This window comes from Mycobacterium kyogaense, assembly GCF_003254575.1.
Classification (GTDB): domain Bacteria; phylum Actinomycetota; class Actinomycetes; order Mycobacteriales; family Mycobacteriaceae; genus Mycobacterium; species Mycobacterium kyogaense.
The window spans coordinates 19896-44933 of the sequence record NZ_QJUA01000019.1 but is presented as its reverse complement, the minus strand read 5'-3'; the positions used below and the strand labels follow the sequence as shown (position 1 = coordinate 44933).

General features: G+C 66.4%; 30 protein-coding genes. 14 read left to right on the top strand and 16 right to left on the bottom strand.

What is annotated here, in order from left to right:
* The first annotated feature begins 122 nt into the window (after positions 1-122).
* Both DMB80_RS14705 and DMB80_RS14700 read left to right on the top strand, forming a co-directional pair.
* The gene (locus DMB80_RS14705) at positions 123-947 is read left to right on the top strand and encodes a MerR family transcriptional regulator (protein ID WP_111510526.1); all 825 of its coding nucleotides are present in this window, start codon (positions 123-125) and stop codon (positions 945-947) included.
* Positions 948-984: 37 nt separating this feature from the next.
* Positions 985-1815: an acyl-CoA thioesterase domain-containing protein gene (locus DMB80_RS14700; RefSeq protein ID WP_111510525.1), complete on the top strand. Its 831-nt coding sequence runs from the start codon at positions 985-987 to the stop codon at positions 1813-1815.
* A 14-nt stretch (positions 1816-1829) separates the two neighbouring features.
* On the opposite strand, the gene DMB80_RS14695 is transcribed toward DMB80_RS14700, so the two are convergent.
* Complete coding sequence (locus DMB80_RS14695) at positions 1830-2954, bottom strand: YdcF family protein (protein ID WP_111510524.1); 1125 nt, start codon at positions 2952-2954, stop codon at positions 1830-1832.
* Between the two features lie 78 nt (positions 2955-3032).
* Positions 3033-3794: an SDR family oxidoreductase gene (locus DMB80_RS14690; protein WP_111510523.1), complete on the bottom strand. Its 762-nt coding sequence runs from the start codon at positions 3792-3794 to the stop codon at positions 3033-3035.
* 102 nt (positions 3795-3896) lie between these two features.
* Between DMB80_RS14690 and DMB80_RS14685 the strand changes: the two genes are divergently transcribed.
* The 3 genes from DMB80_RS14685 (at position 3897) to hchA (ending at position 5525) form a co-directional block, all read left to right on the top strand.
* Positions 3897-4196, top strand: a complete 300-nt coding sequence (locus DMB80_RS14685; RefSeq protein WP_111510574.1) for an ArsR/SmtB family transcription factor — start codon at positions 3897-3899, stop codon at positions 4194-4196.
* Positions 4193-4579 carry a VOC family protein gene (locus DMB80_RS14680; protein WP_111510522.1) on the top strand — a complete coding sequence of 129 codons (387 nt, stop codon included), beginning with the start codon at positions 4193-4195 and terminating at the stop codon, positions 4577-4579. Before DMB80_RS14685 ends, DMB80_RS14680 begins: the two co-directional genes overlap by 4 nt.
* Before the next feature lie 70 nt (positions 4580-4649).
* A complete protein-coding gene (gene hchA / locus DMB80_RS14675) occupies positions 4650-5525 on the top strand; it encodes a glyoxalase III HchA (RefSeq protein ID WP_111510521.1) in 876 nt (291 codons plus the stop codon).
* A gap of 13 nt (positions 5526-5538) precedes the next feature.
* On the opposite strand, the gene DMB80_RS14670 is transcribed toward hchA, so the two are convergent.
* A complete protein-coding gene (locus DMB80_RS14670; protein ID WP_111510520.1) occupies positions 5539-7263 on the bottom strand; it encodes a sulfatase family protein in 1725 nt (574 codons plus the stop codon).
* Positions 7264-7392: 129 nt separating this feature from the next.
* On the opposite strand from DMB80_RS14670, the gene DMB80_RS14665 reads away from it, so the two are divergent.
* Positions 7393-8019, top strand: a complete 627-nt coding sequence (locus tag DMB80_RS14665; protein ID WP_111510573.1) for a TetR/AcrR family transcriptional regulator — start codon at positions 7393-7395, stop codon at positions 8017-8019.
* Between the two features lie 17 nt (positions 8020-8036).
* Here the strand turns inward: DMB80_RS14665 and DMB80_RS14660 are convergent, their stop codons facing one another.
* The gene (locus DMB80_RS14660) at positions 8037-8981 is read right to left on the bottom strand and encodes an AraC family transcriptional regulator (protein ID WP_111510519.1); all 945 of its coding nucleotides are present in this window, start codon (positions 8979-8981) and stop codon (positions 8037-8039) included.
* Between the two features lie 82 nt (positions 8982-9063).
* Here DMB80_RS14660 and DMB80_RS14655 point away from each other — a divergent pair, with 82 nt between their 5' ends.
* Positions 9064-9480 carry a pyridoxamine 5'-phosphate oxidase family protein gene (locus DMB80_RS14655; protein WP_111510518.1) on the top strand — a complete coding sequence of 139 codons (417 nt, stop codon included), beginning with the start codon at positions 9064-9066 and terminating at the stop codon, positions 9478-9480.
* 7 nt (positions 9481-9487) lie between these two features.
* Here the strand turns inward: DMB80_RS14655 and DMB80_RS14650 are convergent, their stop codons facing one another.
* A complete protein-coding gene (locus DMB80_RS14650) occupies positions 9488-10474 on the bottom strand; it encodes an NAD(P)H-dependent flavin oxidoreductase (protein ID WP_111510517.1) in 987 nt (328 codons plus the stop codon).
* 7 nt (positions 10475-10481) lie between these two features.
* The gene (locus tag DMB80_RS14645) at positions 10482-11099 is read right to left on the bottom strand and encodes a PadR family transcriptional regulator (RefSeq protein ID WP_162938533.1); all 618 of its coding nucleotides are present in this window, start codon (positions 11097-11099) and stop codon (positions 10482-10484) included.
* A 288-nt stretch (positions 11100-11387) separates the two neighbouring features.
* Between DMB80_RS14645 and arr the strand changes: the two genes are divergently transcribed.
* Positions 11388-11810, top strand: coding sequence for an NAD(+)--rifampin ADP-ribosyltransferase (gene arr, locus DMB80_RS14640; protein ID WP_111510515.1), 423 nt, complete (start codon positions 11388-11390; stop codon positions 11808-11810).
* A gap of 109 nt (positions 11811-11919) precedes the next feature.
* Positions 11920-13008 (top strand): VldE C-terminal domain-containing protein, encoded by a 1089-nt coding sequence (locus DMB80_RS14635; protein WP_205538692.1) that lies wholly within the window; start codon positions 11920-11922, stop codon positions 13006-13008.
* Positions 13009-13022: 14 nt separating this feature from the next.
* On the opposite strand, the gene DMB80_RS14630 is transcribed toward DMB80_RS14635, so the two are convergent.
* From DMB80_RS14630 to DMB80_RS14620, 3 genes are read right to left on the bottom strand one after another with little or no spacing between them, the layout of a single operon-like run.
* Complete coding sequence (locus DMB80_RS14630) at positions 13023-13643, bottom strand: CIA30 family protein (protein ID WP_111510513.1); 621 nt, start codon at positions 13641-13643, stop codon at positions 13023-13025.
* Between the two features lies 1 nt (position 13644).
* Complete coding sequence (locus DMB80_RS14625; protein ID WP_111510512.1) at positions 13645-14115, bottom strand: DUF4174 domain-containing protein; 471 nt, start codon at positions 14113-14115, stop codon at positions 13645-13647.
* A 57-nt stretch (positions 14116-14172) separates the two neighbouring features.
* Positions 14173-14619 carry a hypothetical protein gene (locus tag DMB80_RS14620; protein WP_111510511.1) on the bottom strand — a complete coding sequence of 149 codons (447 nt, stop codon included), beginning with the start codon at positions 14617-14619 and terminating at the stop codon, positions 14173-14175.
* 231 nt (positions 14620-14850) lie between these two features.
* Between DMB80_RS14620 and DMB80_RS14615 the strand changes: the two genes are divergently transcribed.
* Positions 14851-15303 (top strand): MarR family winged helix-turn-helix transcriptional regulator, encoded by a 453-nt coding sequence (locus DMB80_RS14615; RefSeq protein WP_111510510.1) that lies wholly within the window; start codon positions 14851-14853, stop codon positions 15301-15303.
* A gap of 92 nt (positions 15304-15395) precedes the next feature.
* Positions 15396-15752 (top strand): DoxX family protein, encoded by a 357-nt coding sequence (locus DMB80_RS14610; protein ID WP_420812184.1) that lies wholly within the window; start codon positions 15396-15398, stop codon positions 15750-15752.
* Positions 15753-15981: 229 nt separating this feature from the next.
* Here DMB80_RS14610 and DMB80_RS14605 read toward each other — a convergent pair whose 3' ends face one another.
* Together DMB80_RS14605 and DMB80_RS14600 are read right to left on the bottom strand one after the other, a co-directional pair.
* On the bottom strand, positions 15982-16638 hold the full coding sequence (locus DMB80_RS14605; protein WP_111510508.1) for a TetR/AcrR family transcriptional regulator: 657 nt from the start codon (positions 16636-16638) through the stop codon (positions 15982-15984).
* Between the two features lie 307 nt (positions 16639-16945).
* Positions 16946-17398, bottom strand: a complete 453-nt coding sequence (locus tag DMB80_RS14600) for a CAP domain-containing protein (RefSeq protein WP_111510572.1) — start codon at positions 17396-17398, stop codon at positions 16946-16948.
* A gap of 204 nt (positions 17399-17602) precedes the next feature.
* Between DMB80_RS14600 and DMB80_RS14595 the strand changes: the two genes are divergently transcribed.
* Together DMB80_RS14595 and DMB80_RS14590 are read left to right on the top strand one after the other, a co-directional pair.
* The gene (locus DMB80_RS14595; protein ID WP_111510507.1) at positions 17603-18253 is read left to right on the top strand and encodes a TetR/AcrR family transcriptional regulator; all 651 of its coding nucleotides are present in this window, start codon (positions 17603-17605) and stop codon (positions 18251-18253) included.
* 263 nt (positions 18254-18516) lie between these two features.
* Complete coding sequence (locus DMB80_RS14590; protein ID WP_240431202.1) at positions 18517-18876, top strand: DUF732 domain-containing protein; 360 nt, start codon at positions 18517-18519, stop codon at positions 18874-18876.
* Between the two features lies 1 nt (position 18877).
* On the opposite strand, the gene DMB80_RS14585 is transcribed toward DMB80_RS14590, so the two are convergent.
* The 4 genes from DMB80_RS14585 to DMB80_RS14570 all read right to left on the bottom strand — a co-directional run bounded on the left by DMB80_RS14585 (position 18878) and on the right by DMB80_RS14570 (position 23279).
* Positions 18878-19972, bottom strand: coding sequence for a methyltransferase (locus tag DMB80_RS14585; RefSeq protein WP_111510506.1), 1095 nt, complete (start codon positions 19970-19972; stop codon positions 18878-18880).
* A 99-nt stretch (positions 19973-20071) separates the two neighbouring features.
* On the bottom strand, positions 20072-21187 hold the full coding sequence (locus DMB80_RS14580; RefSeq protein WP_111510505.1) for a TDT family transporter: 1116 nt from the start codon (positions 21185-21187) through the stop codon (positions 20072-20074).
* Between the two features lie 69 nt (positions 21188-21256).
* Positions 21257-22201, bottom strand: a complete 945-nt coding sequence (locus tag DMB80_RS14575) for a LysR family transcriptional regulator (RefSeq protein WP_111510504.1) — start codon at positions 22199-22201, stop codon at positions 21257-21259.
* 10 nt (positions 22202-22211) lie between these two features.
* Positions 22212-23279 carry a sulfite oxidase gene (locus DMB80_RS14570; protein WP_111510503.1) on the bottom strand — a complete coding sequence of 356 codons (1068 nt, stop codon included), beginning with the start codon at positions 23277-23279 and terminating at the stop codon, positions 22212-22214.
* A gap of 96 nt (positions 23280-23375) precedes the next feature.
* Here DMB80_RS14570 and DMB80_RS14565 point away from each other — a divergent pair, with 96 nt between their 5' ends.
* Positions 23376-24185, top strand: coding sequence for a class I SAM-dependent methyltransferase (locus DMB80_RS14565; protein WP_111510502.1), 810 nt, complete (start codon positions 23376-23378; stop codon positions 24183-24185).
* Positions 24186-24198: 13 nt separating this feature from the next.
* On the opposite strand, the gene DMB80_RS14560 is transcribed toward DMB80_RS14565, so the two are convergent.
* Positions 24199-24897, bottom strand: coding sequence for a TetR/AcrR family transcriptional regulator (locus tag DMB80_RS14560; RefSeq protein ID WP_111510501.1), 699 nt, complete (start codon positions 24895-24897; stop codon positions 24199-24201).
* Positions 24898-25038 lie beyond the last annotated feature (141 nt).

The window sequence follows — 25038 nt, the reverse complement described above, 5'->3', positions numbered from 1 at the left end:
GTGGGCCTTCCCCGTGGGGCAAGGTCAAGCCGCCGATCCGATGTTGACCTTGCCCCTACGGGAAACTGCACAATCGTCATGGGTGAACGCAAGACCAACCGCAAGACCGTGAGGGGGACGCGATGGGCGTGCAGGTGTCGATCGGCGACTTCTCGTTGATGACCAGCCTCACGAGAAAGGCGCTGCGGCACTACCACGACCTCGGCATCCTCGAGCCCGCCCACATCGACCCGCACACCGGCTACCGCTTCTACGACAGCAGTCAGGTCGATCACGCCCACATCATCCGGCGGTTCCGCTCGCTCGGGATGTCCATCCCCGACATCAAGGCGTTGCTGAGTACCGAGGACTCCGCGGCACGCACTGAGATCATCACGACGCACCTCGAGCAGATGGAGCAGCAGCTGCAGCAGACGCGCGACACCGTCAGCGCGCTGCGTGAGTTGCTCGCTCCCGTGCACACCGCAGCAGTGGAGTTGCGCCAGGAGCCTGCGCTCGCGGTCTGGTCGATCACCGCGATCATCGACGTCGACGAGATCGACACCTGGTTCGTGGCGACGCTTTCGACACTCGGTGAGGCGTTGTCCGCGGCTGCAGGTGCACCCGACGCTGTCGTCTACGGCGGCCTATACGCCCGAGCACTGTTCAGTGAATCCCGCGGAGAGGCAACACTCTTCGTTCCTGCGCCGCAATCCACGATGGCGCCGCAGGGAATTCGGGCCCATGTCCTTCCTCGAGCCGACTACGCGGTGCTCACACATTCGGGCAATCACGAGGGCATCGACCGCAGCTACGCGGCGCTGGGGAAGTACGCCAACGAACAGTTGATCAGCGACCAAGGTCCGACCCGCGAGCACTATCTCGGCGGCTCGCTGTTGGAGCCGACGCATTTCACTGCGACCGAGATCTGCTGGCCCATCTTCCGCACCGCGTCACCAACCGGGTGAGATACCTCGGGTAGTCGGACCGCTATCGTCAGCCCCGATGAGTACCCGAGCATTCTTCGCGTTGCAGACAGAGGCCGGCGGGCGTGAACACTTCGCGCCCACGCACTGGGCTCGGGGTCCGTGGGGTGACACCATCAGCGGCAACTATCTCGGTGGATTGCTGGGCCTCATCGGAGAGCGCGATCTCGCCGACCAGACGGCCGGCATGCGCCCGGCGCGGTTCACCGTGGACCTCATGCGGCCCGCGGCGATGACGCCGGTGTCGGTGACCACCGAGATCGTGCGCGCGGGGCGCCGCCTGCTTCTGGCCGACGTCGTGATGACCCAGGATGGCAGGCCGGTCGCCAGAGCCAGCCTGCTCTATCTGCGACCGGGTGAGCAGCCTGTGGCCCCGCGCTGGTCTGCCGATGTGGTCATGCCATCGCTACCGGTGATACCCGAGACGTATCCCGACGACGCGCCGATGCTGATGTTCACCGCGGGCCGCGAGGATTCAACTCCCAGCGACGGTCTGGCAGCGTGGGCGCACAGCGGTCCCAAGTTCGTCTGGGTGCACGATGTGCTGCCGCTCGTCGATGCGCTGCCGCCGACACCGTTCGGATCCGCCGCGATGGCAGGCGATGTGGCGAGTTCGCTCACAGGCTTCGGCGAGGACGGCCTGCCGTTCATCAACGCCGACTACACGGTGTCGCTCAGCCGCCTTCCCGCCGGAGAATTCATCGGCCTCGCCGCCCTCACCCATCACAGTCATGATGGGATCTCTACGGGCACAGCCATTCTCGTGGACGAGGCGGGACCGATCGGGACGGCATCTGCCACGGCGCTGGTCAACCCTGGCTTCGAACCTCCGAACCTGCCGCTGTCCTGAGGCGGCTGAGAGACCTACTGCCTGAGCAGTGGGGCGCTGCGGTAACTCCACATCCCTATGGAGCTGAACGCATCGCGATAGATGGAGAGCAGCTCATCGGGAGTCGCGGTGGCGAGTTCGGCAAGTGGCTTGTCGGCACTCCCGCTACCCGAGAAGGGAAAGTCTCTGCCCAGGGTGTCGGCCGCGGCCAGTTGGAACAGCGTCAACGCACGGCGAATGTGGCTGGCCGAACTGATGATCAACGCGTGCGAGGCGCGCAGGCTTGCCAGCACCTCCACGCCGTACGAGGCGTTCTCGACCGTCGAGCGCGCGAAGTTCTCGTCGTGAATGCGTTGAGCCGCAACGCCGTTGTTGACGAGCCACTCCTTCATCGACTCGCCTTCGGTGCGCCCGGACTGCTCCACGCCGCCCGTGACCACGATCGGTGCGCTCGGCCAGCGCTGCGCGGCAGCCTTGGTCTGCTGGAGGCGAGCGATCAGGATGTCGTCCATCGATCCGTCGTCCTTCAGTGCATAACCCAAAGTCACGATCCCGAGCCCCGGCTCTGGCAGCGCCGGCAATGCATCGGTCAGCGGCGTTGAGACCTTCTGGTCGATCGTGGCGAACATGGCCTCCAGCTGCTCTGCGCGTGCGGGGTCCAGGCCGCGGATCTGATCGACGTAGTTGTCCGATTCGGCCCGTCGGCCGAGATAGCGGGACCAGCCGGCCAGATAGGACTGCGCGTCAACATCATTGGGTGCTGTGGCGAGCGCACTCTTGTAGAGCGCGAGCGCAGCGTCGACGTCCTTGCGAGCGATCTGCGCGGACGCGGCGCTGAAGAGAAGGTCGTTGCGGTACGGAGCGAGCTCGTGCGCCTGCATCAACCGGTCGGCGACGATCGACATGTTGTCGACTGTCTTGTCGGTGTTGCCGGCCGACGATGTTCTCGCCGGAGCGTCGAACGCTTCCTCCGCCTCGTCCAGCAACTTCTCGACCTGATCGTGCGTGCTCCCGCCTGCGGCCGAGCTCGTCTGCGAGGTCGAGGTCGAGGTCGACGCCGGGGGAGCGTCCGTGCGGTCGTCGGCGCAGGCTGCGCCGCCGAGGACGAGTGCTGCGGCGATAGGAATGATCAGCGCTCGGCGCGCGCATGAGTGGTTCATGAAACGGTGCCCCCTGGCGATCGGCTGTGAACTCCACCGTAGGCGACGAAGAACGGCGGCCGTGCCAAACCAGCTCGGTCAGCGGCCCGACAACCAGTCCTCGAGGCGCGTCGTGCCCAGTTCGGCGTCGTCGTCTGTGACGAGCGTCGTGAAGTCGATCGACAGCCCGCTGTAGGTCGCTGACGGATCGTCGATGACATCGAGCGTGCGGCCCTGGTGTCCTACGACGGTGCGGGCCATGTCGGCGAAGGACATCTTCTGTGGTCCGCCGACGTGATGGATGGCGTTGAGCGGGCGACCGACAGCGATCCTGGCCAGGATCGCCGTCACCTCAGCGGAGTCGACAGTCTGGATCAGTGCCACCGGTGCGCGTACCACGTCGTCGGTGATGAGGGACTCGGTGATGGGTCCGGCCAGTTCGTGAAATTGAGTGGCACGCAGAACCGTCCACGGCACACCCGATCTCTCCGCCGCGGCTTCCTGCGCCAACTTGCCTCGGATGTAACCGGATTGGGCCGCCATACGATCCGCTCCGACAATCGAGAGGACGACATAGTGGCCGACCCCGGTCCTGGCTGCGGCCGCTGACAAGTGGGCCGACGTGTGCGCGAAGAACGCCTGGGCGGAATCGTCCGGTGTCGCGGAGTTGATCACGTCGATGACGACGTCCGCGCCGGTCAGGGCGTCATCGAGGCCGTCGCCGGTGAGCAGATCGACACCGGACGCGCGGGAGGCCGCTGTGACGTCGAGGCCGCGGCCACTGAGGAGGGGGAGGAGTTGACGGCCGATGAGGCCGGTGGCTCCGACCACGGTGATCTTCTGCGTAGTACTGGTGAGCACAGATCCCACGGTGGCATCGGCAATGGGTGTGCGCGCCCTGGAAACCCCGTGGTATCCGAACCACCGTTGACATGCAAGTGATTGCTTGCCTATCGTATGGCGGTGGGCGATGTCTTCAAAGCTCTGGCTGATCCCACGCGACGGACGATCCTCGACGAGCTGACCGACCGGAGCGGACAGACGCTGTTCGAGATCTGCGCACGGCTGGCGTCCAAACACGGCCTCGGATCGTCGCGGCAGGCGATCTCGCAACACCTCGACGTCCTCGAAGCCTCCGGCCTCGTGACCACCCGGCGGGAGGGCCGCTTCAAGTTCCACGACATCGACACCACGCCGCTGGAACCGATCGTCGAGCGGTGGCTGAAGTGCAAGCACGTCGACCACGGAGAGGAATCATCATGAGGATCACCCTGACGAGCGTGTTCGTCGACGACCAAGCGAAGGCGTTGGCGTTCTACACCGAAGTGCTTGGCTTCCAAGCGAAGCACGATATCCCGATGGGCGAGCACCGCTGGATCACCGTCGTGTCACCGGAGGATCCGGGCGGCACCGAGGTGGTGCTCGAACCCGACGCGCACCCTGCGGTGAGACCGTTCAAGGAAGCGCTCGTCGCCGACGGCATCCCGTTCACCGCGTTCGCTGTCGAAGACGTTCGCGCGGAGTACGAGCGCCTCCGTGCGCTCGGGGTCTACTTCACCCAGGAGCCGACGAGCATGGGACCGGTCACCACGGCCGTACTCGATGACACCTGCGGCAATCTCCTCCAGATCCAGCAGATGGATTAGGCCCGTCATGGCCATTGCGATCGACGGGCTCTTCCCGAACAGTTGAGGTATCGACGAGAAGGGATGACCGATGACCACCAACTCTGGAGCCCCGAGCCGCGAGCCCCGCCCCGACGAGGCCGAAGACAACGCGTTCTTCCCGTCGCCGTACTCGTTGACCCAGTACGTTCCACCGCGTAGCGACTTCGACGGGGTCGAGCACGAAGGTGCCTACACCGAGGGCCGCTGGAAGATCCTGACGATCGCCACGGAGGAGCGGTATCTGCTGTGCCAGAACGGAAAGATGTTCTCGACCGGCAATCATCCCGTGGAAACGCTCCTGCCGCTCATCCACCTGATGAAGGCGGGTTTCGAGGTCGAGATCGCCACAGTCGCGGGTTACCCGGCCAAGCTGGAGTGGTGGGCGATGCCCGGCGAGGATGAGGCCGTCCGGCAGGCGTACGAAACCCTGAAGCCCAAGTTCAAGGAGCCGGAGAAGCTGTCCGATGTCGTCGCCGGTGAGCTCGGGGACGACTCCGACTACCTGGCAGTCTTCATCCCTGGTGGGCACGGAGCACTTCTCGGGCTGCCGGACGCTGAAGCGGTGGCCCACACCCTGGACTGGGCGTTGGACCGCGACAAGTACATCATCACGTTGTGCCACGGTCCGGCCGCGTTGTTGGCAGTCGGCCGCGGCGGTCGTCAGTCACCATTCAAGGGCTATTCGATGTGTGTGTTCCCCGATGCGCTCGACGAGGGCGCCAACGTCGACATGGGCTACATTCCCGGACATCTGCCGTGGCTGTTGGCCGAAGCGCTGCAGGCCCAGGGCATCACGGTGCTCAACGACGACATGACCGGTCGAGTTCATCGAGATCGCACGCTACTCAGTGGCGACAGCCCGCTTGCCGCCAACAACCTCGGACTGCTCGCCGCCGACGTCTTGGTGAAGGCAGTGACACCCTAGTGACACCTCAGAGCTAGAGGTCCATGCGGTCGATCGTCCAGTCGATGTTGTCGAAGTCCGGCATTTCGCGGCCGTCGTCGATACCGATCTCGTGTGTGATGAGCGCTTCGAGTTTCGCGCTGGAGGCCATCACCAGATCAGCGTGGTCCCCCTTCTCTGCCGCGAGATTCGTCATCTCCGCCGGATCGGTCTGCAGGTCGAACAGCTCGACGTCGTTGAAGCGGTAGAGCTCCTCGATGTCGCGCGGAACGTTGCGCTGGGTCGGTGCGAAGTATCGCGTGAACTTGTACCGCCCGTCGAACATGGTGCGCAGGCTGCCTCGCTTGGTCAGGTCTGGCTTGTAGCCGGCTATCGCCATGGCCTGCTTGGGATCCTGGTTCGCAGCCTTGGCGTCCGCGACGATCCGAATCACCTCGCTGTCATTGGTCGCGAGCCCGCTGTAGGTGAACAGCACTGCTTCTCGCACTGAGTGTTCGTCGGCACCCGCGGGGTCGCTCAGTACAGGACTGAAGTCCTTTCCAGGAAGGTCCCGCCCGGCGATCTCGCCGACGGCACCGGTCGGCACGCCGGCGAGAGCGAGAAGGCTCGGTGCCAGGTCGATGTGTCCTGTCAACGACGTGACCTGTTGTCCGCCAGACACATCGGGATGCTTGATGTAGAGCGGAAGGTGGATGGCTTCCTGGTAGGCGAAGGGACCCTTGCCTCGCAAACCGTGCGCTCCGCCCATCTCCCCGTGGTCGCTGGTGAACACGACCATCGTGTTGTCGGCGAGCTCCAACGCATCGAGTTCGTTCAGAAGCAGCGTCACCTGCTGATCGACACTGCGAATGCTGTTGAGATAGAAATCGGAGAACCGGCCCCAGCGCTCCTGCTCGGGCGGAATCGTTCCGAGGGTGTAACCCCATGCCTTCAGATATTCGCCATGGGCAGCAGGACGTCCTGGTTCGGTCATCGACTGCGTGAGACTATCGGGAAGCCCTACTTCCCAGTGCTTTTCGTAGAGCGCATTCTTCGGTGCGCGCGCTGCGTGCATCAGCAGACGGCCGTTGTCCTGCACCTGCTCACCGGGTGCGTCGGTGTTGAAATACATGATGTCGTGAGGATTGACCAGGCTGACGAACAATGCCCAGGGCTTGTTGTCGTCGGCCAGTGAACGCCCCTGGTCGCGCAGCCACGACACGACGCTGCCGCCGATCATGTTGTCGTAGGTGTAACCGCCGAGAGTGTGTGTGAGCACGTCGCCGGGCCACACGTAGTCGGAGAAACCGTAGGCTTCCATCTCCTTGGTGAACAGGTGGTCGGGCTGGGCGGTCTCGAAATCGCTGTTGAGATGCCACTTTCCCTTGTAGGCCGTGTAGTAACCCGCTGTGCGCAACATGTCGCCGACGGTCGGGATCTCGGTGCTCATGGACTTGACGTAGGGCAGGTCGACGTTCTCGAACATGCCGTTGTCCGCTGTCTGGAGACCGGTGAGGATGACCGACCGGGAACTCGTGCACATCACGGCCGGGCAGTAGTGGTTGGTGAACTCGACGCCGTCGGCTTGGAGGCGCTCCCGGCCCGGCAGGGACATCCCGCTCGGCCACTGGGCGAAGTGGCGTTCCTGGTCGGTGAAGACGAACACGATGTTGTGTTTCGACGCCGAAGGCAACCCGGTCCTGCTCGGCGCGGGGGTAGGTGCGGACGAAGGTTTGGCCGAGCACGCCGCTGCGGTGGCTGCGATCGAGAGTCCCGTCATCGCCAGGAACCGTCGACGGTTTGGTGTCGAGAAGTCTTCGCCGGACATTGCATGAACCATCCCATCCTTGATGTAGCGATCCCTACAATAAGGAGTATTGCATGATCGTGGGGCAGGGGAGGAGTGGTCATGCCCACCAAAAAGCAGAATTCGGTCGCGCAGCGCCGCACTCGGGCCAACGGCGACATCTCGCGTCAGCGGATTCTCGACGCAGCGACGGCGGTGGCTGCGGAGCGCGGATACGACGCGACCACCATCTCGGCGGTCAGTGAGCTCAGCGGTCTGCCGCCGACATCGATCTACTGGCACTTCGCCGACAAGGACGATCTGATCGCCGCCGTGATCGACCGGAGTTTCGAGACGTGGTCGCAGGCATTGCGCCTGCCGGAGCACGGCACTGCCGGCGAGCGCGCGAGCGAGATCGGCGCTCAGGTCGCCGCAGCGCTGCGAGAAACCCCAGATTTTCTGAGGCTGGGGCTCAAGCTGGCGCTGGACCGCCGCCCGGTGGAGCTGCAGGCCAAGACCAGGTTCCTGCACAGCCGCAATGCCGCGTTCGACCGGTTCGCCGACGCCATTCGAGCCGTCGCGCCCGGGCTTGCCGCCGACAAGGTCGAGTTACTGACCACCTATCTGATCGCCGGGGCCGACGGACTCTTCATCGCCAACGAGATCGACGACAACTCAGAGCGTTTCGTGCAGCTCTTCCAGTTGCACGCACGCTTGGTCTTCGAAGAGGCCGCTGCCATGGAGCGCTGAGGGGCCGTGTCCGCTTCTCATGCGCGCGCCGCCGCACGTCGGAAGTCTCGGGGGTTGATGCCCCGCACCCGCTTGAACGCGGCACTGAACGCGAACGGATCGGTGTAGCCGACCGAGCGCCCCACCTGGGCGATGGACAAGGCGGGATGATCGGTCAACAGGTCCATCGCCAGCGTCATCCGCCAGTGCGTGAGGTAGGTGAGTGGGGCTTCGTCCATCAGCTCGGTGAAGCGTTTGGCCAGCGTCGATCGGGACACCCCGACCCGTTCGGCCAGGGTCGCCACTGTCCACGGTGCCGCGGGGTCGTCGTGCAGCAGGCGTAGTGCATCGCCGACCACCGGATCGCGCTGCGCCACCCACCAGGTCGGTGGCTCACCGCCGGGCCGGTCGAACCATCCGCGGATGGTGCACACGAGCATCCAATCGAGGAGCCGGTCGAGCACCACCTGCTGCCCCGGCACGTCGACGGCGACTTCCTCGGCGAGATGGTCGAGGACGGCGTCTCCTGTGCCGCCGGCGCCGACGTGCATGACGACCGGCAGGGCCTCGAGCAGTCGTCGGCTGATCTCGCCCTTCACGGGGTAGGAGCCCACTATCAATGTCGTTGCGCTCGAATGACTTCCAGGGTCAGCCCACCCGCGGCGGTGTCGGGTTCCCCCCTGTTCGGCGGTTGCGCAGAATTCGCCGCAGGCGATCGGCTCGGCTGCTGTGTCGAGGGCGTCGACGAATGTGAAGGTGCCCGGGCCGCGTACGACGACCGTCTCGTAGGAGTCGAGGCGTTGCGGCGCGCCGTGCTCGGGAACGATCCATCCGCCAGGCGAGGACGGCGTGCCGAGAACCGTGCACAGCGTCAGCGGCGCGCCGTCGACGAAGTGCAGCGACCACGGCGGTGTCAGCAGAGAACTACCGAACAAGGAGCCATGTGCTCGCACGCCGCGGAACAGATCACCGAACGCGTCCATGAGTCGCACGGTAGACGATTACACAGGTATCGCGGACTCCAGCCCATGTACTCGTCCCTGAACACAGGGTTGACTGAAGAACATGAACCAGCTGACGGAGAACGATCTGCAGTTGCTGAGCCGCCCGCTCTACGGATTCCTGACCACCGCCGAGGGATCGCTGCCACCCCAGCCGAGACCGGTGTGGTTCGAGGTGACCGAGGCCGGTGACATCCAGCTCTTCAGCGCACCGGACACCGCACGCGTACGCCGGCTTCATCGGAACCCCCGTGCGTCGCTCGTGGTGACCGCACCGGTGGGGGAGCGGGAACGGTGGGTGTCGGTGACGGGGACCGCGACGATCGTCACCGACGGCGCGCACGCCGTGCTCGAACGACTCGCACCGCGCTACTGGGACCTCGACGATCCCCGTCGCGCAGGCGAGCTCGCGGCGATGTCACGAGAGCAGTGGGTGCGCATCGTCATTTACCCGCAGACGGTCCATCGCTACGCGATGTGACGCGGTGTCACACCGCGGTCGACGCCAACTCCTCGGCGAACAGCTGGGCGCGGGCAGCAGCGTACTGCCGGCCCAACCGCGCGACGAGCTCCGCCGTGGGAACCACCTCCTGGATGGGGCCGATTCCCTGTCCGGCACCCCAGATGTCCTTCCACGCCTTGGCATCGGTGTTTCCGCCGGAGCCGAAGTCCATCGCCGACGGATCGGACTGCGGAAGGTTCTCGGGATCGAGTCCAGCCGCCTCGATGGAACCGCGCAGATAGTTGCCGTGCACACCGGTGAAGAGATTCGAGTACACGATGTCGCTGGCACCGCTGGTCGTGATCATCTGCTTGTACGCGTCTTCGGTGCGCGCTTCGGTCGTGGCCAGGAACGCGGACCCGATGTAGGCGAGATCGGCTCCGGCGGCCTGGGCGGCCAGGATGGAGCGGCCGTGTCCGATGGCTCCGGAGAGCAGCAGCGGCCCGTCGAACCACTCTCGGATCTCCTGCACGAGTGCGAACGGCGAGATGGTGCCTGCGTGCCCACCGGCGCCGGCGGCCACGGCGATCAGGCCGTCGGCCCCCTTGTCGATGGCCTTGCGCGCGAAGGTGTTGTTGATGACGTCGTGCAGCACGATGCCGCCGTACGAGTGGATCGCGTCGTTGACATCGGCGCGTGCACCCAACGAGGTGATCACGATCGGCACCTGGAAGTCGACGCACGCCTGCACGTCCTCGTCGAGGCGCTCATTGGACCTGTGCACGATCTGGTTCACCGCAAAGGGAGCCGTCACCAGTTCGGGATGCTCGCGGCGTCGGGTGTCCAACGTGGTGGAGATCTGCTCCAACCATTCGCGCAGGACCGAGGCCGGACGAGCGTTGAGCGCGGGGAAGGAGCCCACGACGCCGGCACTGCATTGCGCGATCACCAGTTCCGGACCTGAACACAGGAACAGCGGGGACCCGACGACGGGCAGTGCGAGGTTGTCCCGCAGGATCTCGGGCAGGGTCATGGGGCCATCACTTTCGTTCGGGGGACAGGGCTGACGTGGGGGACAGGTCGGTGCGGCCGCGGGCTCCTGGCCGCGAAGGCGCCAATTGCTCTGTGCTCTCGGCGATGTCGCGCCAGAACGCGATCGACGCCTTCTCGATCATCTGGCCCGCCCGCAACGTCGCCAAGGGATAACCCAGGTCAGGGCGGTCCTGATAGCGGCGCTGCAGATCCGTGTAGTAAGCCAGTCGAGCTTTGCGTTCGACGATCTGATTCTCGGCGAGCTCACGCATGCTCGCCACGTCGGCGAGCTCACCGAAGTGGAGCTTGAGCAGCGCCTCGTCGTGCAGCTCCGAAGGCTGGGAGGTGCTGGGGTCGCGAAGCCAATGGCGAAGGGCGGCAAGCCCTTCGGTGGTGATCGTGAAGAACTGGCGCCGTCGGCCCCCCTCTTCGGTCTCGGACTGCAACAACCCGCAGTCCTCCAGGCGGCGCGGCTCCCGATACAGCGTCGCGTGCTGGAGTGGCCACAGATAGGCGATCGACTCAGCGACATACTGCTTGAGCTGGTACGACGTGGTGGGACCGCGCACCGCGATCACGCCCAGCACCACATAGGAGAGGTGATTGAGGCGGGAGCCTTCCGTCATGGTTCTGCACCGTATCATTGATACGGTCAGGTCAGCAGCGGAGCGGGTCAGACCGGGCCGACTCCTCTCCCCGCATCGCCGACGGGTATGGGGCTTCGCACTCGAATATCAACAGGGTGGGATAGGAGCGGATCGGCGATCTCACTACCAGAACATCCCTCGACGCTGAGACCGTCGGGGCGTCGATCGCGCCTCCCACTCCAGGTTAAGCGAGGGTACGGGGCTTGTGGCAAGACCCCGGTCGTGCGGCATGCTGGCCCGGCCCCGTACCCGACCTGGAGGTTTCCGATGTCTCGATCGGCCGAGCCCGGCCCGTTCTTCCACGGCACCATCGCGGATCTGACAGTCGGTGACCTGCTCACCGCGGGCCGGCCGTCGAACTACCGTCCGGAGATCGTGATGAACCACATCTACTTCACCTCGCGAGTGAATGGGGCCGGACTGGCTGCCGAGATCGCCGCCGAGCTCGGCGGTGGCGCCGCCGCGCCCAGGGTCTACGAGGTCGAACCGACGGGGGAGTTCGAGGACGACCCGAACGTGACCGACAAGAAGTTCCCTGGAAATCCGACCCGGTCCTACCGCAGTTCCGCTCCGTTGCGGGTGGTTGCCGAGGTCACCGAATGGGAGCGGCTGACACCGGACCAGCTGCAGATGTGGCGGGAGCGGTTGTCAGTGCTGCTCTCTGATGACGGCGGAGAGATCATCAACTGAAGCGTCGCGGCCTTCGACTAGACATGACAGAACGCACTTCGTAGCCTTGCCCGGAACGCTGATCGCCCGGCCGGGCCACTCTCGAGAACAAGGGATCGTGACTATCCGCATGCGCCACGCCTCCCGGGGAATGCTCTGCGGTGTCAAGGGCATCCCGGTGGTGGCCTTGCTGGCGGCGGCGACGATCGGCTTCGCGCACGCCGAACCCGCCGACGAGGCGCTGGCCAGGCTCAACGAACTCTCAGCACAAGCGGTGCAGAGTCGTGAGGCCGTCACCGCGGCCCAGCGTGACGTCGACGCGAAGCAGGCGGAGCTCGCCACGGCAGACGACCGTCGGCGCTCTGACCAGGGTGCGCTCGATGCCGCGACCGCACAACTCGCACCCCTCCAGGACGCGGTCGACCGCCTCTCGGCGATGACCTACATGAGTGGTGGCGACAGCCAGCTGGCGACGGTGCTCACCGCCTCGTCGCCGCAACGGCTCATCGACAGGTTGTCGCTGCAGCACGTGATGGACGCGACGACGGCCGACCGACTCCGCTCGTATCGCCAGACGCGCGAACAGGCCGAGACCGCTGCCCGCGCCTCCGAGCGCTCGGCCGCCGATGCCCGCGCCGCCGCTGAGCGCGCCGCAGCGATCCGCGCCGAGCTACAGGCCAAATGGCAGGACCTGCTGCGCCGGATCGCCGCCGCGGAGGCTCAGTACGCGGCGTTGACGCCGCAGCAGCAAGCCGTGATCGACGCTGCAGTTCCGCCGCCGGCCGCGCCTCCCGCCCCGCAGGATCCGGCTGTCGTCGCGATGCCCGCCCTGCCGCCCGGGGACCTGGCGCCTCCTCAGGTTCCGGATGCCCTACCCGTCGGCGTTGCCAATGAGGCTGGCCTGCAACCCAATACGGTCCTGGTCGCGCGAGCCGTCAGCGCTCAGTTCCCTCAGATCTCCACCATCGACGGGGTGCGGCCGGACTCGAAGCCGTGGCATCCCCGGGGCCTCGCCATCGACATCATGATCCCCAATCCGGACAGCCCCGAGGGCATCGCGCTCGGTGATCAGATCCGGGCGTTCGCATTGGCCAACGCGGGCCGCTTCGGTTTGCAGGACGTGATCTGGCGCGGCACGTACTCCACACCGGCCGGGCCGCAGGCGTCGGGCTACGGTCACTTCGACCACGTGCACATCACCACCACGCCGCGCGGCTGACCGAACGTCTCCGGTCAGGAGGTGGCGTCGATCCCCGTGATCGTGATGGCGAAGGGGCCCTGCTGCTTGTCGAGGATGTAGACGGCCACTTCGTCGATGGTCGACGGATCGAGGAGCCGCGGAGCATCGGGTGCAGGATCCAGACGCATGCCGACCGGCTCGAAGCTCTCGACGGGCAGCGCATAGGTTCGTGCGACACCGGCGTCGGTCCGGAACCGCTGGATGTAGGACCACGGTCGCCCGGCGACCCCGGCCTTCAGTACATACGTCTTGCCGTCGCCGGTGGCCCGCACGTTCAGCGCGGTGGCGCCGATGGCCCTCTGCCCGATGCCCGCGTCCTGTGGACTGCGGGCAGACGCGAACCCGCCGTTGTTCTCCAGCGACAGGGTCCCGGAGAACTGCAGGCCGCCCCCGCCGAACGCGACCCGGGAGGTGGACTTGCCGCCCATGACCGGATCGTTGACCGTGGTCCAGCCGGCCACCGCGCCGGCACTACCGACATCGACCAGGCTCATGAGGGGCACGCCTGTCGCGGCCGTGGGTTCGTCGGCACTGGCCTGCTGTCCGCAGGCCACCAGCATCAGGCCCGATATCGCAATCGCGACGCCGGCGAGCCACCGGCGATTCCGCGCCATGTCAGCATCCCTCCGTGCCGGCGTTCATCTCACGGCTCCGCATCGGCATGCCGTCGATCACCGAGTACACGACCTCGAGATCCGGAACCTCGTCGGTCCGCCACTTTTCACCGCCGTCCTTACCGACCAACACCACGGTGAAGGCGTCCGGTGCGACGCGGTAGCGCTGCCTCAAGCGGTCCGACTCACCCGGGTCCGTCGCCGCGCCGTCGAGCGTGGTGCTGCCGCCGGCCACCACCACGGCGAGCACCATGTCGCGGTCGGCGAATGCGCACTGGCTGTCGTCGATTCTCCGGAGGGTTTCGGTGAGCCTCGGGTCGTTTCCTGCGGGTGAGAAGACCACGAGGGGACGACGTTCCCAGACGTAGTCGCCGAGTCCGCCGGCCCACGCGGTGGCCGAGCCGAGCGCGGCGCACAGCACCGCCGAGGCGGCGACGAACGCCGACCGCACCACACTGCGCTGTCGAGCCATAGTGCTTCCCGATCGTACCGACGCATCGGCACGCGAGGCTGCGCGCAGCGAAGGGCGTCAGAACCGATCGAAGATCGAGTTGACTATGTCGTCGCCGATCCCGATGCCGGCGCCGGTCACCATCGCCTGCCCGAAGCGGCCGCCGAGGAACCGCTGCAGCGCACCGCCGCCCTGCGCGGGCTGCGTGTACTGCGGATACTGCGGAGGTTGGTATTGGGCTAGGGCGTACGCGACAGGGGGAGTGGAGTATGCCGGCTCAGGGACCGCCGCGACGTGGGTGTCGACGAGGCCGTGGATGGCCTGCAGGAGCTCGGCTGTCGTCGCCTGTTCGTCACGGATCGCCAGCGCGATCTCTTTGAGATCGAGCCCCCACGCCCGGGCATTCGCGTCTCCGGCCGCCGCTGCCGCGGACATCTTGTCGGCCAGCGTGCGGATCAACGCACCCGTCTGATCGGCCTGCGCCTGTAGCGCCGTGAACTGACGATCTACGGTCTCGGTGTTCATCAGCAGTCCTTTCGCTCGTCTCAGACCGGAGTACTCCCGCCGGGTGAGGACGAGCTGTGGATTTCCTGACAGCCTCCCGGCCCACCGTCGGCGACTCTGTCGGTGTTCCTTTGGTGGTTCTGCCCATCCGGCGACTGTGTCGCTGAGAGTGGACCGGTGAGCGACACGCGGGGTCACCCGAGGCCCAGAACCTATTGTGCACAATTGAACAGTGTGCGATAGAGTTCGTGCGTGCCCGGCCCCCGTCTGGATGAGCAGCTGTGTTTTGCGCTGTATTCGGCGTCGCGCGCGGTGACCGCTGCCTACCGACCGCTTCTGGAAGAACTCGAGCTGACCTACCCGCAGTACCTGGTGCTCATGGTGCTGTGGGAAGAACAGCCGTGCACGGTCGGCCATCTCGGTGACCGCCTGCATCTGGATTCGGGAACGCTGTCACCGCTGCTGAAGCGTCTGGAGTCGGCGGGCCTGGTGCGTCGCCAACGCAGTGCGACCGATGAGAGGCGCGTGGAGATCTCGCTGACCGACCGCGGGCGTGCTCTGGAGGAGCGCGCGGCGTGCATTCCGGACCGTCTGCTGGGATCTGATGCTTCGGCCGCAGCGGATCTCGCCGCGTTGCGGGACGCTCTGCATCTGATCACCGCCGACCTCCACGCGCGTACACCCGATGCGAAGCCAACACCGTGACAACGACGAAAGGGTCACCCGTGTCAGATCTGCCTGCGCCGCCGCCGACCACCCGTGCGCGCACCATCGCCCGCTTCGCGCTCGCCGGGGCGATGATCTTCGCGGGGCTCAGCCACTTGTTCTGGGCGCGTGAGGAATTCCAGGCGCAGGTACCCAAGTGGGTGCCGATGGATGCCGACGGCGTCGTGATGGCCTCCGGTGGTGTCGAGATCACGCTCGGCGTGGGTCTCGCGCTGTTGAGGCGGGATCGCGTTCTGGTCGGCCGGCTGCTGGCAGCGTTCTTCGTGCTCGTCTTCCCGGGCAACATCGCCCAGTTCGTCAACCAGGCAGACGGGTTCGGGCTCAACACGGATACGAGCCGATTCGTCCGGCTGCTCTTTCAGCCCGTCCTGATCGCCTGGGCCTTGTGGGCTACGGGAATTCCGCGGGGGATTGCGCGCCGTCGCTGAGCATCTGCTCAACGGCAGTCACGGCCTGGAATCGTCAGCGGAGCCGAACGGGGCCGCTCATACGAAAAGCGCTGGAGCACAGGAGCTTCACGGGCATGCCAGTGTGCTAGCCCGCCGCGCTTGCCCACAGGACTCCGCAAGGCAGAGACGATGCGAGGCGCGGTCATGCAGAAATGCAATACAAAGTAACGACGGCAATCGATGTGTTGCCCGTAGTGCGTCGAAAGTACTACCTGGCCGCGGTTCGACGTTTCCGCTTGGGCTTCGGAACCGGCGCCAGACCGTGCCGAATGAACACCTGCGCGTTGGCGACAATCGTGTCCACCGAGCTGCGACGTCGATCCCACCATTCCGCGGCCCAGTTGAGCGTGCCCAGGATCAGCGCCAGCGCCAGCGCCGCGTCCAGGTCGTCGCGGATCTGCCCCTCGGCCACGGCAGACTTCATCAGCCCGCGCCAGATCCGGTTGTACGCTGCTTCCTCGTTCTTCTGCCGTGTGCGCAGTCGCTCGGGCATCTGGCCCGAATTGCGGACTGATGCCCGTGCGTAGTCGGACAGCTCGAGTTCGTGCCGAAGGTGGGAGTCGATGGCGGCCATGATGCGGTCCATCGGTGATGCCTCCGGCGGAAGCGCGTCGAGCGCTTCTTGCAAGAACAGGCGCAAATCGCTGATCCCGCTGAACATGACCTCTTCGATCAGGTCCTCCCGAGAGGGGAAGTAGTAGTAGATCGCCGGGGCCTGCAGTTCCGCGTACTCCGCGACGTCGGTGAGGCGGGTGCCCGCGTAGCCCTTGACGCTCAGCACATGGGCAGCCGCATCGAGGATGCGGGCACGCGTGCGATGCGACTTCGAGTCGCCTGCGGTAGCAGCGGACGTCTTCTTCGGCATCGTTCGATCATAGGAACGCCGTTGCCTGCACACCCCGAGGGCGTGTCCGTCACATCGTGGGAACTGCAGGCGGTGTCAATCGGCTGGACACGGAATCCGGTCACCAGAGCGCGATCGTCTTCGCGCCAGTCGCAGGATAGCGACGTAGGAGCTTGGTGGGACTCCCACCGTTTCTGGGCATGTCTCCGAGAATGGTTGCGGCGCCCAGCATCTCAGCCGCCGAGCTCAGGGAGGGAACAATCGGCTTCGGCCCGGGTCGCGCGAACGAACACGCTCAACGCTGCGGACGTGTTGTCATGTGCTCGACTCAGGTCGGGCGGCCGTAGACCGCCACCACAACCGAGCGGTCAAGGCTGTTCAGGGACCAGACACCCATCTGTGTGTTGGCGCAATTCTGCATGATGGCCAGCAAGGCTGGATTGTCGTACCACTGTCGAATGATTTCGATCCCGCTGATTGCCAGCGCGGGGTTGATGGCGACCGTCTGCTGGGCTGTCCCCCGGTAGCCGGCGGCCTCCGCGCGGGTCTGCGGTGTCGAGCCATCCGAGCCGAGGTCACCATTCAGGGCGCGATTGTTCAGCACGTCATTGGCGTGCCACTCCGCAGCGAGCTGCAATTGCGCATTTCGTGTCACATCGTTGGTGCAGCCGGCCTGGTGCTGCACCGTGTAGACGTTGGCGATCACGCTCTCGTTGAGCCGGCGGTTGTCCGCCTGCGCCGTAGCCGATGTTGCGACGGCGACACCCGCGATGGCGAGCATGGCGCACACAACCCTGCTGCGGCGCAGGGATCGTTTGCGCATGATCGCCGTCGATGTCACCCCATCAGAGTGCGCAATCACGACCCCGTGGTCAAGAGAAGACTTCTAATAGGGATTAAACACTGGATCGGCGAGTCTTCGTGGGTGGCTATCCGCCGGCGACCGACAGGGCGTCGGAACGGCCGCGCGCCGTACCATCGACCAATGGCCAGGCAGAATGCCCGCGTGGCGTCGACTGCGGATCAGCAGGGCGAGGCTTCGGCGTCCAAATCCGCAGTGACGCGCTCACGCATTCTCGATGCAGCCGCACGTGTGCTCTCGGAGAACGGCTACGCCGGCTTGCGTCTCACTGACGTCGCCGCCGCGGCGGACCTGCAGGCGCCAGCGATCTACTACTACTTCCCGTCCCGGGAAGACCTCATCGAAGAGGTGATGTGGTCCGGTAGCGCCGATATGCGCGTGCACGTGACGTCCGTACTCGACGACCTGCCCGACGGCACCCATGCACTCGACCGCCTGCTCATTGCCGCCGAAGCACACCTCCGCCACGCGCTGGAGATCTCCGACTACACGACGGCATTCATCCGCAACGCGGGACAAGTCCCGCAGTCCATCAGGCGGCGGCAGATCCTCGAAGAGGAGCGCTACGGGGAGATCTGGCGACGCCTCGTCAACGACGTGGCCCGCGAGGGACTGTTGCGGCCCGAACTCGACCTCTACATCGGCCAGATGCTCATCTTGGGTGCGCTGAACTGGGCTGTGGAGTGGTGGAATCCGCGCCGCGGGTCCGTGGATGCGGTGGTCGCCAATGCGCAGTCCATCATCCGGCACGGGCTCGTCGTCCACCCGTCCTGAATCACGTCGCGCTGACCAAATACCCCGGCGCGCAAGACAGCAGCAGTTCTGTCGTCAACTCGAGCACGCGTGCTCATCGCTTCCTGACGCCGTATGCGTTCAAAGCGCTACGCTGCCGGGAGGCACTAGACCGACCAGCCGAAAGCGAGTGATGCGATGAAGCCGTTGTGGAAGGGATTGCGAACCATTCTCTGCGTCAGCGGCATCGGTGTGGCGGCGTCGGCGCCGGCAGTGGCCGACCCGTGCGCGGGCGGGTGCATCTGATGACATCACCAGTGAGTCGGCGAGCGGCCGTCCTGACCGCGACGATGGTTGCAGCAAGCGGCTTCTCAGCCCTCCCGGTGGCCTCGGCCGTGCCCGCGCCCGAAGTCGAGTACACCTACAACGTCATCGTGCGGCGTCACTTCGATTTCCCGAACAACGATGCACTGGGGTACGGCTGGGGGCTTTGCGACAAAGTCGGCAGAGGTGTGCCCTACGCCCAGCTGATGGCCGACACGAAGCGGGACGTCTTCCCGAACGACGAACAGGCCGCCAACTACGTGGTGTCCTACGCCATCGGCATCTTGTGCCCCGCGCAGATCTGGCAGCTGCGGAACTCGGCCGCGGGCTACCGGCCGTAGGTCATCCTTCGATCTTCTCGGCCTCGATGATGTCGTGCGGCACCACCGAGAAATGTCGACCGGTGGGCCGTAGGCCTGCGCCGACGAGCAGCTCCTCGAACTCCTCCTTCGACCTCAGCCTGCCCCCGTCGCGCTGAGTGAGGGTGTGCAGATCGAGGAGGGGCGAGAACGGATTCGGCCGGTTGCGCGGCTGCAGATACTCGACCACCAGGAGCTTGGCGCCGGCCGGCATGCTCGCCGCGACGGTCGAGAAGATCTTCGCGCAGCGTTCGTCATCCCAGTCGTGGAGGACGTCTTTGAGGATGTAGACGTCGGCGGTGGCGTCGATCGAACCGAAGATGTCTCCCTCGACACGCTCGATCCGGTCGTCGACACCCCGTTCGGCGAGGAACCGATCCGCCTCGGCGATCATCCCGGCACTGTCGACCAGGACTCCGCGCAGGTTCGCCTCGGTCTCGGACACGATCACCGAGAGCAGCGTCCCGATCCCCCCGGCCACGTCGCAGACCACCGCACCGTCCGGCCATGGGTAGACGCGGGCGATGCCGCGGGCGATCATGCTGGTCGCCTGCCGCATCGTCGCGGCGAAGATCTTCTCCTCGTCGGGGTGGGCGGCATACCAATCCCACACCGACGTGCCGTGTACCAGCTCGAACGCACTCCGTCCGCTACGCACGCTCGCCGCCAGACCGCCCCAGGCGTCGACCGTCGACGGCATCCCCTTGTATCGCATCCACGCGCGCAGCGAGGACGGATGGTCGCTACTCAGCACCGCGCCCATGCGGGTCAGGCGGGCCGCCCCGGTGCGCCGGTCCAGGGTGCACAGCCCGCAGGCGGCCGCGCCGCGCAGCAGGCGGTGGGTGGCCTCGGGATCCGTGTCGAGCTGCTCGGCGATCTGACGTGCGGTCAGCGGTCCCTGTGCGAGCACATCGGCGATCCCGAGTTCGGCGATGCTCGCCGCGATCTGGACGCCGGCGAGTCCCTCGCCGACATCGAGCATCGCGAACTGCGGCGGCACCAACATGTCCGCGAACCGCTTGAGCCCGCGCCGGAGCGCGAGCGTGGCCAGCACCACGGGCAGGGGCGTCGTCGGCATCCGTGCAGGCTACCTGCGGGGTCCTCGCAGATCCGGCATCCAGATAGCAGCCATGGCCGCGATTCCGGCCCGGCAACAGCCTGGAACGCTATTCCGCGGTTATCGGGGGCCGAGGAGTTCGCCACGGACGCTGCCGTGGACGGTGCGCGTCGCCACCAGACACCACGTGCCGAGCAGACACACGTAGCCGATCGCAGCAGCGACGCGTAAGGCCGGCAGTCCCGTGTGCAACGCCAACTGCGTGGTGCCGGTGACGAAGGTGCCGACCGGGAACGTCAGGCTCCACCACGTCAACGCGAACGGCATGCCGCGGCGCAGCGTCCGGATGGTCAGCGACGTCGCCAGCACGATCCACAGCACGGCGAATCCCCACACGGGCACGCCGAAGAGCACCGCGAACACCTTCAGGGCGCCGGCGATCTGAGGGTCGACGGCCGCGGCGGCGTTGCCGCCCAGCAGCCCTGCCGCGGTGATGGACTGCCCCAGCGGGCCGAGGACGATCCACAGCGTGGCGACCCGCGCGGTGCCGGAGGTGCCGTAGTGGACGAGCCGGCTCCAGATCATCGTGATGATGATCAGCGCGGCGATCATCGACAGGCCGAACATCGCGAAGCAGGCGTAGAGCATGGTGGCCCGACCTGTCTCGCTACCGATGTGCGGGATGAGCAGCGCCCCCGTCGCTGCCGACACCATCGGCGGCACCACCGGCATCAGCCAGCCGCCGAAAGCGGCGTCGGGGCCCACGTCGTGACGGGTGACCATCAGGAAGGGAATGGTGGCCGCGGTGATGAGTCCGCCCGCAGTGCCGAGCGTCCACAGTGCCCAGTCCAGTCGCAGCGCCGCGTCCGCACCGATCACGTCGCCACCGATCAGCAGCGCCCCGGCGCCGACGGTGAGCAGCGCCATCGGAGCCGCCCCGTAGAAATGCGCCATCTGCGCGTTGTGCGCGTGGCTCCTGGCGACGACGGGGTGGCGCACCCAGAACGAGCCGACCAGCACGACGAGCACTGCGAGCAGTGCCGCGGCCAGCACCCAGACGACCTGGGCGAAGCCGCGCAAACCCGGCACCTGAACGGGGAGGGTCGCCGCGGCGGTGGCGACGATCCCGGTCCCCATCACCGAGGCGAACCAGTTGGGGCCCACATGGTGAAGTCCGCGCTGTGGCGGCGGGGCCACGACGGCGACGGGCTCGGGGATGAGGGTGGAGTGCTGCATGACTGTCACGCTACGAGCGGCTGGACCTGCTGAACAGTAGCCATGACACAACGAGAAATTGTGACCTGATCACTCACTTCGATGGCGCCGGACGGCGCTGATGTGGCTGAGCAGGTCCCGCACCGCACCGGCGGGGGGAGTGCTTCCGCCCAGCCAGACCGCCCGCAACGCACGGCGGAGTTCGAGACCCGCCACGTCGACGGCGCGGAGCCGGCCGAGTTCGAGATCGTCGGCGACGGCCAATCTGCTCAGCACTGCCGGGCCCGCCTGCGCGAGCACCGCGGCGCGCACGGCAGCGGCACTGGACAGCTCCAGCGCCGGCGGAACCTGAGGGGCATCGGTCACACGCCGAAGCGCACTGCTCAGGAATTCCCTTGTCCCCGAACCTTTCTCGCGGGTGACCAGCGCTGTGGCGGCGAGTTCGTCGGCCGGGACGGGCTGCGGACGACGGGCCCACCGGTGCGCGGGTGGCACCACCACCACCAGATCGTCGTGAGCGACGGTGCTGCTGCGCAACGGCCGCGGCACACCGGGACTCTCGACGAAGCCCAGATCGGCCTGATCGTTGCGGATGGCTGCGATCACCTGTTCGCTGTTGGCCGCGGTGAGTATGACGTCCGGCGGCGTCGCGCGCTGCCGGGTCACGCTGTCTCGCCAACTCACCAGCCAGCGGGGGAGAAGCTGTTCTGCGACGGTCAGGCTCGCCGTGATGCGCAGTCTGGTCTTGCTGTCGTCGCGCAACGTGGCCAGGCCCGCGTCGACCTCGTGCGCCACGGTGAGCAGACGATCGGCCCACTGCGCGGCGACCGCACCCGCCGGGGTGAGACGAGATCCGGTCTTGCTGCGAATGACCAGGCGCACGCCGGTCTGCCGTTCGAGGGCGGCGATGCGCGCGGACACGGCCTGCTGGGTCAGCCCGCATTCGCGACCCGCGCCACTGAGGCTGCCGGTGCGGGCGATCGCGAGAAGGACCTCCAACGACGTGAGGTCCGGCATTCGCGCGCTCAGCTGCACGTCGACGACCTCACGTGGAACTCACGGTCACCGGGTGAGCGAGCACCGACTGGTGCATGTATCCGAGCTCGTTCCACGGGGTGTGCTCGGGCTGTACGGTGCCGCGGTTGTCGGTGGCCCGGACTCGCACGACGTGATCGCCCGGCGCGGCGTCCCAGCGGAACTGCCACCGTGCCCACACCCCCGAGGACCCGGGCGAGGTGATGGTCGCCGGGCGCCAGGGGCCGTCGTCGATCCGGTACTCCACGGCGGTGACCCAGCCCTCGCCCGCGAAGGCACGGCCGCGGATCACGTGTGTACCGGCAGAAAGGGTTGCGGGCCACGGGAGTTCGATCATGCTGGACAGAGCCGGCTCGGTGATCGCCGGTCCGCGCGCAGGCCCCTCTTGGGCGTGCTCCGGGCTGATCAGAACGTAATCCTCGGTGTTCCAGGGCGTGTACAGGTGTTGCGTGCTGACCTCGATGCGGCCCAGCCACTTGATGCTCGCCGCTCCCAGCCATCCGGACACCACGAGGCGGGCGGGGAAACCGTGATCAGCGGGGAGGGGCTCACCGTTCATCGCGATCGCGACGATCGTGTCGTCGGCGAGCGCTTTGGCCAGTGGTAGCGGCCTGCGTGCCCTGATCTCGTCGAGAGATTCCGGCATGACATCGCGAGCGTCGTCGGCGATGTCGGCCGGTGCCAGCAGGTCGCGGAGCCGGATGCCGGTCCACTCGGCAGTGCTGATCGCCCCTCGTCCCCACTGCGTGCCCTCGAAGGTGTGGTGCATCTCCTGGCCGAACAGCACCCGGCGATTGCCCGCGCACTCGAGGGTGCGGACGATCGAGATCAACGGGAAGTCGTCGCGCAGCTGGGCGTAGGAATAGCTCAGCGGTTCGCGCACGCCGTCACCGTCGATGTGCAGCGTCCACGTGTCGCCGTCGATGCGTGGCGTCGGAGCGTGGCTGCGAACGAAGAATCGGTCGTTGGGGGTGATGTCGCCCAGCATCTGGGTCGGCTTGGTGCCGTAATCGAGTCCGGTACCGGCGTCGTCCATCAGTTCCGGCGGTGTCGGCTTCACCAGCGCAGGATCGGTCACGTCTGCACGATAGGCGCAATTCCTCCCCACGGGACGCGCCTTGCCCGATCAGCAAGCGTCCTTGCCGATCTGACCGTGGGTGAGCATGCTGAGCCGATGGCATCTACCGACGATCGTCTTCGACTGCTGGCTCCTGCCGACCTCTACGAGCGCATCGGTGAACCCCTCACTGCGCAATGCATTTCACCGGCCTTCGAGATGGTGGGGGGTCTTGCAGGCGGGGCTGAGGTGCTCGACGTCGCCTGTGGCCCCGGTGCGCTGAGTGTTGCCGCTGCCGAACTCGGGGTGCGCGTGACGGCTGTCGACGTCTCGGAGGACATGGTGGCGCGTGCGGCGCAACGGCTGGCCCGCCATCCGGCGTGTACGGCGACGGTGATGGACGCGCAGGTGCTCGAATTCGGCGACGACACCTTCGATGTCGCGTTCTCGATGTTCGGCGTCATCAACCTGCCCGACTGGGGTGGCGCGTTGCGAGAGATGGCGCGGGTGACGAGGCCCGGTGGCCACGGGTGCATCAGCAGCTGGACGGATCCGCGGACCGTGGCATCGGTGGGGTTGCTCGTGGAGGCGATGGCCGAGGTGTTCCCGGAGCGGGAGACCATCCCGAGGCCGGCGGGTGTACTACTGGCAGCAGAGCCAGATGCGCTTCGAGAAGGACTGGAGGGCGCGGGATTTCGGGATGTCACCGTGCGCGCCGTTCACGTCGTATGGGAGGTTCCGTCTGTGGAGGGATTCCTCGCCGAACTGGACCAGGTTTACGGGTTCATGCCGGTGTACATCGGATTGACGGTCGACGAGCGTGACCGCCTGACACCAGCGCTGCGGGCGGCGGCCTATCGGCGCGCCGGGTCCGACGGAAAGCTACGCGCCACGACGACTGCGCATCTCGCGGCGGGACGGGTGTGAGAACGCGGTCGATTCAGTCTGCCCGCATCATGGGTGCGGGCCAGTCGGCCGGTGCATCCGCCAGCGACGAGAGGTCGGGTAGCGGGAGCGCGCAGAGCGCTGCTGCCTGTTTCGCGGTGATACCGAAGGTGCGCAGCAGTCCACCGGCGACCTCGTCGACCGTGGTGTCGGCGTCCCGGTCGGGTTTCTCCCTCAACAGCGTGGCCAAACCGATCAGCGCACCGCCGGCCAGTGCCAGCCCCACGTCCGGGTCGGCGATCGCGAACCGGCCGGCGTCGATGGCCGCGGCGATGTCGCGGCGGGCGCGCGGGGACAGACCGTGGTCGGAGAAGATGAGCGATCCGGCATTGGACAGCAGTAGTGCCGCCTCCTGCGGGCGATGGCGAAACAGTCTGCCTGCGAGTCGAAATCGCGTGACAAATGCTTCCGCTGGTTCGGTGATCGAGGCGGTGAAGACGTCGAGCAGGGCGCCCATCTGGTCCAGGGCATCGGTCAGGGCAGCGTCGAAGAGCTGTTCCTTGCTCTCGAAGTGGTTGTAGAACGAGCCCATGCCCACATCAGCGGCCTGGGTGATCTCCAAGATGGGCACCGCCACCTTGCCCTCCGCGATGAATCCCTGTGCCGCCCGGACCAAGGCTGCGCGGGTGCGCATCTTGCGGCGCTGGAGCCGGTTGACGGGCTGCTCCGCACCGGCGCCCTCGGGCACGTCCATGGCCGCAGAATATCAGGCTCATCCCAGTCCTGATGATTTCGTCAGTGGGCGAGGACGCGGACAGGGAATCTTTCCGGGCCGCGCTCGCTTACCACTGGACACGAGGCCGCAGGAGATCCGGCCGACGACGAAAGAGATCGC

Bases quoted from the DNA above. Each gene is read 5' to 3' on its own strand.
- DMB80_RS14580 (WP_111510505.1), bottom strand. From the start codon at position 21,187: ATGCAGCACTCCACCCTCATCCCCGAGCCCGTCGCCGTCGTGGCCCCG.
- DMB80_RS14700 (WP_111510525.1), top strand. From the start codon at position 985: ATGAGTACCCGAGCATTCTTCGCGTTGCAGACAGAGGCCGGCGGGCGT.
- DMB80_RS14560 (WP_111510501.1), bottom strand. From the start codon at position 24,897: ATGGACGTGCCCGAGGGCGCCGGTGCGGAGCAGCCCGTCAACCGGCTC.
- DMB80_RS14705 (WP_111510526.1), top strand. From the start codon at position 123: ATGGGCGTGCAGGTGTCGATCGGCGACTTCTCGTTGATGACCAGCCTC.
- DMB80_RS14655 (WP_111510518.1), top strand. From the start codon at position 9,064: ATGAACCAGCTGACGGAGAACGATCTGCAGTTGCTGAGCCGCCCGCTC.
- DMB80_RS14625 (WP_111510512.1), bottom strand. From the start codon at position 14,115: ATGGCTCGACAGCGCAGTGTGGTGCGGTCGGCGTTCGTCGCCGCCTCG.
- DMB80_RS14665 (WP_111510573.1), top strand. From the start codon at position 7,393: ATGCCCACCAAAAAGCAGAATTCGGTCGCGCAGCGCCGCACTCGGGCC.
- DMB80_RS14670 (WP_111510520.1), bottom strand. From the start codon at position 7,263: ATGACGGGACTCTCGATCGCAGCCACCGCAGCGGCGTGCTCGGCCAAA.
- DMB80_RS14605 (WP_111510508.1), bottom strand. From the start codon at position 16,638: ATGCCGAAGAAGACGTCCGCTGCTACCGCAGGCGACTCGAAGTCGCAT.
- DMB80_RS14660 (WP_111510519.1), bottom strand. From the start codon at position 8,981: ATGGACGCGTTCGGTGATCTGTTCCGCGGCGTGCGAGCACATGGCTCC.
- DMB80_RS14695 (WP_111510524.1), bottom strand. From the start codon at position 2,954: ATGAACCACTCATGCGCGCGCCGAGCGCTGATCATTCCTATCGCCGCA.
- DMB80_RS14590 (WP_240431202.1), top strand. From the start codon at position 18,517: ATGACATCACCAGTGAGTCGGCGAGCGGCCGTCCTGACCGCGACGATG.
- arr (WP_111510515.1), top strand. From the start codon at position 11,388: ATGTCTCGATCGGCCGAGCCCGGCCCGTTCTTCCACGGCACCATCGCG.
- DMB80_RS14680 (WP_111510522.1), top strand. From the start codon at position 4,193: ATGAGGATCACCCTGACGAGCGTGTTCGTCGACGACCAAGCGAAGGCG.
- DMB80_RS14630 (WP_111510513.1), bottom strand. From the start codon at position 13,643: ATGGCGCGGAATCGCCGGTGGCTCGCCGGCGTCGCGATTGCGATATCG.
- DMB80_RS14635 (WP_205538692.1), top strand. From the start codon at position 11,920: ATGCGCCACGCCTCCCGGGGAATGCTCTGCGGTGTCAAGGGCATCCCG.
- DMB80_RS14620 (WP_111510511.1), bottom strand. From the start codon at position 14,619: ATGAACACCGAGACCGTAGATCGTCAGTTCACGGCGCTACAGGCGCAG.
- DMB80_RS14645 (WP_162938533.1), bottom strand. From the start codon at position 11,099: ATGACGGAAGGCTCCCGCCTCAATCACCTCTCCTATGTGGTGCTGGGC.
- DMB80_RS14600 (WP_111510572.1), bottom strand. From the start codon at position 17,398: ATGCTCGCCATCGCGGGTGTCGCCGTCGCAACATCGGCTACGGCGCAG.
- DMB80_RS14595 (WP_111510507.1), top strand. From the start codon at position 17,603: ATGGCCAGGCAGAATGCCCGCGTGGCGTCGACTGCGGATCAGCAGGGC.
- hchA (WP_111510521.1), top strand. From the start codon at position 4,650: ATGACCACCAACTCTGGAGCCCCGAGCCGCGAGCCCCGCCCCGACGAG.
- DMB80_RS14610 (WP_420812184.1), top strand. From the start codon at position 15,396: ATGATCTTCGCGGGGCTCAGCCACTTGTTCTGGGCGCGTGAGGAATTC.
- DMB80_RS14565 (WP_111510502.1), top strand. From the start codon at position 23,376: ATGGCATCTACCGACGATCGTCTTCGACTGCTGGCTCCTGCCGACCTC.
- DMB80_RS14585 (WP_111510506.1), bottom strand. From the start codon at position 19,972: ATGCCGACGACGCCCCTGCCCGTGGTGCTGGCCACGCTCGCGCTCCGG.
- DMB80_RS14650 (WP_111510517.1), bottom strand. From the start codon at position 10,474: ATGACCCTGCCCGAGATCCTGCGGGACAACCTCGCACTGCCCGTCGTC.